Source organism: Streptomyces sp. NPDC093064 (assembly GCF_044754605.1).
Classification (GTDB): Bacteria; Actinomycetota; Actinomycetes; order Streptomycetales; family Streptomycetaceae; genus Streptomyces.
Genome location: NZ_JBIVPK010000125.1, coordinates 1 through 4,004, shown reverse-complemented (window position 1 = coordinate 4,004; position 4,004 = coordinate 1). Strand labels below are relative to the sequence as shown.

1 protein-coding gene is annotated in these 4,004 nt (G+C 71.1%); it reads left to right on the top strand.

Features of this window, described 5'->3' with window-relative positions; genetic code table 11:
• A partial coding sequence (locus tag ACIQFZ_RS43195) for a type I polyketide synthase (RefSeq protein WP_402693974.1) occupies nucleotides 1-4,004 on the top strand: 4,004 nt, incomplete at both ends.

Below are 4,004 nucleotides of genomic sequence, written 5' to 3'. Positions count from 1 at the left end.
GCTTCCCGGGCGACGTCGACTCGCCCGAGGACTTGTGGCGCCTGGTCAGCGAGGGTACGGACGCCATCTCCGACTTCCCGGCCAACCGCGGCTGGAATGTGGACAGCCTCTACCACCCGGACCCCGAGCACACTGGCACCTCGTACACCCGCTCCGGCGGATTCCTGCATGACGCGGGCGACTTCGACCCCGGCTTCTTCGGCATGAGCCCCCGCGAGGCGCTTGCGACGGACTCCCAGCAGCGCCTGCTGCTGGAGACCTCCTGGGAGGCGATCGAGCGGGCCGGTATCGACCCGCACAACCTCCGTGACAGCCGCACCGGCGTCTTCGCCGGCGTCATGTACCACGACTACGGCAGCCTCCTGGGAGGCAAGGAGTTCGAGGGCTTCCAGGGCCAGGGCAGCGCGGGCAGCGTCGCCTCCGGCCGGGTCTCGTACACCTTCGGCTTCGAGGGCCCGGCCGTCACCGTCGACACCGCCTGCTCCTCCTCCCTGGTGGCCCTGCACTGGGCCGCCCAGGCACTGCGGTCGGGTGAGTGCTCGCTCGCCCTGGCGGGCGGTGTGACCGTCATGTCGACGCCCAGCACGTTCATCGAGTTCTCCCGCCAGCGGGGTCTCGCTCCCGACGGCCGTTCCAAGGCGTTCGCCGAGTCGGCGGACGGCGTCGGCTGGTCCGAGGGCGTCGGCATGCTCCTGCTGGAGCGGCAGTCGGACGCGATCCGCAACGGTCATCAGATCCTCGCGGTCGTCCGTGGCTCCGCCGTCAACCAGGACGGTGCGTCCAACGGCCTCACCGCCCCCAACGGGCCGTCCCAGCAGCGGGTGATCCGCCAAGCCCTCGCCAGCGGTGGACTTTCGACCGGCGACGTGGACGCTGTCGAGGCGCACGGTACGGGTACGACGCTGGGTGACCCGATCGAGGCCCAGGCCCTGATCGCCACCTACGGTCAGAACCGCACCGACGAGCAGCCCCTGTGGCTCGGTTCGCTGAAGTCGAACATCGGTCACACGCAGGCCGCGGCCGGTGTCGCCGGTGTCATCAAGATGGTGATGGCGATGCGCCACGGCGTGCTGCCGCGCACGCTGCACGTGGACGCCCCGTCGTCCCACGTCGACTGGAGCGCCGGAACCGTCGAGTTGCTCACCGAACAGGCCGAGTGGCCCGAGACGGACCGGGTCCGCCGCGCCGGTGTCTCCTCCTTCGGCATCAGCGGTACCAACGCCCACGTCATCCTGGAGCAGCCGGTCGCCGCACCGGCACCGGAGACGGCCGGAGCGGACGGTGCCGAACCCGCCGTCGTCCCGCTGGTCCTCTCCGGCAAGTCCCCGGAGGCGCTGCGCGACCAGGCCGCCCGCCTGCTCGACACGGTCCGCGAGCGCACAGCGCTGCGCCCGCTCGACCTCGGCTACTCGCTGGCGACCAGCCGTTCCGCGTTCGACCACCGCGCCGTCGTCCTGGCCACCAGCCGGGAGGACGCCCTCCGCGCCCTGACCGCCCTCGCCGACGGCGAGGCGGACTCCGCCGCCGTCACCGGCCGCACCCGCGCCGGACGCCGTGCGGTGTTGTTCTCGGGTCAGGGTTCGCAGCGGTTGGGGATGGGCCGCGAGTTGTATGGTCGGTTCCCGGTGTTCGCTGAGGCTCTGGATGCCGTTCTCGATGTCCTGGATGGTGAGTTGGGTGGTTCGCTGCGGGAGGTGTTGTGGGGTGAGGACGCCGGTCTGCTGAACGAGACCGGGTGGACTCAGCCCGCCCTGTTCGCCGTTGAGGTGGCGCTGTACCGGCTGGTGGAGTCGTGGGGTGTGAGGCCGGACTTCGTGGCCGGTCACTCGATCGGTGAGATAGCCGCCGCGCACGTTGCTGGGGTGTTCACCCTGGAGGACGCAGCCCGTCTGGTGGCCGTCCGTGGTCGTCTGATGCAGGCGCTGCCGGCCGGTGGCGCGATGGTGGCCGTCCAGGCCACCGAGGACGAGGTCCTCCCGTACCTCACCGACGACGTCTCCATCGCCGCCGTCAACGGACCCACGTCGGTGGTCGTCTCGGGTGAGGAAGGCGCCGCGCTGGAGGTCGCGGCGCGGTTCGAGGCGGAGGGCCGCAAGGCGACGATGCTGCGGGTGTCGCACGCGTTCCACTCGCCGCTGATGGACCCGATGCTGGACGAGTTCCGGACGGTGGCCGAGGGACTGTCGTACGCCGCCCCGGAGATTCCGGTGGTGTCGAACCTGACGGGTTCCCTGGCCACGGCTGATGAGCTGTGCTCGGCCGACTACTGGGTGCGTCACGTCCGCGAGGCGGTCCGCTTCGCGGACGGGGTGACCACGCTCGAGGAACAGGGTGTGACCACCTTCCTGGAGCTGGGTCCGGACGGAGTCCTCTCCGCGATGGCGCAGGAATCGCTGACCGGCGACGAGACCGTCACCGTCCCGGTCGTGCGCAAGGACCGCGACGAAGAGACCGCTGCCCTGACCGCCCTCGCCGCCCTGCACACGGCGGGCCTGCGGCTCGACTGGAACGCCTTCTTCGCCGGCACCGGCGCCACCCGCGCCGACCTGCCGACCTACGCCTTCCAGCACACCACCTACTGGCCCAGCGGCACGCACTCCGCCGCCGCGGTCGTCGGCCTCACCGCCGCCGGACACCCGCTGCTCAACGGCTCGGTGGAGCTCGCTGAGGGCGAAGGCGTGCTCTTCACCGGTCGTCTCTCCCATCAGTCGCACCCCTGGCTCACCGACCACGCCGTCATGGGCACCGTCCTGCTGCCGGGCACCGCTTTCCTGGATCTCGCGATCCGTGCGGGGGACGAGGTCGGCTGCGACCGGGTCGAGGAACTCACCCTCGCCGCGCCGCTGACCCTGCCGCAGGACGCGGCCGTCCTGCTCCAGGTCCGTGTGGGTGGCGCTGATGATGGTGGTCGGCGCGCCATTACGGTGCACGCTCGTCCCGAGGGCGCCACGGACGGGGTCTGGATGCTGCACGCCACGGGCACCCTGTCCGACACCGTCCCCGCGGGCGCCGACTTCGACACCAGCGTGTGGCCGCCTGCGGGCGCGGAGGCCGTTGACGCCGAGGGCTGCTACGAGCGTTTCGCAGCCCGTGGCTTTGCCTACGGTCCGCTCTTCCAGGGCCTTACGGCGGCCTGGAGTGCCGGTGACACGCTGTATGCCGAGGTCTCGCTGCCCGAGGAGGGCAACGAGGACGCGGCCGGTTTCGCCGTACACCCCGCGCTGCTCGACGCTGCCCTGCACCCGGCGTTGCTCACCGACGATGACGGTGGTCTTCCGTTCTCGTGGGAGGGCGTCAGCCTGCACGCCTCCAGTGCCACCGCTCTGCGCGTCCGTCTTGCTCCGGCGGGTGAGAATGCGATGTCCGTGACCGCTGTCGACCCCGCCGGCCGGGCCGTGGTCTCCATCGCCCGGCTGCTTGCGCGCCCGGTCGACGCCGACCAGTTGTCCAGCGACGCCGGTCAGTTGCGTGATGCGTTGTTCCGGCTGGAGTGGACTCCGGTTCCGCTGCCGGAGGGCGCTGGTTCCGCTGGTGTTGCCCTGCTGGGTCCGGACACGGACGCCCTCGCCGGTGCCGTGGGCGACGGTGCTGTCCGGTATGCGACGCTCGCCGATCTGCTCGCGGCCGATGCGCCCCTTCCCGGTGCTGTGCTGGTTCCGTTGACGGCCGGTTCCGACGTCGATGACACGCCGGGTTCCGTGCACGTGCGGAGCGCTGCGGTTCTGGCTCTGCTTCAGGAGTGGTTGGAGGAGGAGCGGTTCAGCGGTTCCCGTCTGATCGTTGTCACTCGGGGTGCCGTCTCCACCGACGACGCCTCGGTGACCGATCTTGCCGGCGCTGCCGTGTTGGGCCTGGTCCGCTCTGCGCAGACCGAGAATCCCGGTGCCTTCGGGCTGGTCGACCTCGACGGTGCCTCTGACTCCGTCCTTACGCGCGCCCTGGCCCTCGATGAGCCGCAACTCGCGCTGCGCGGCGGCCGTGCCCTTGCCGCCCGCCTGACCCGC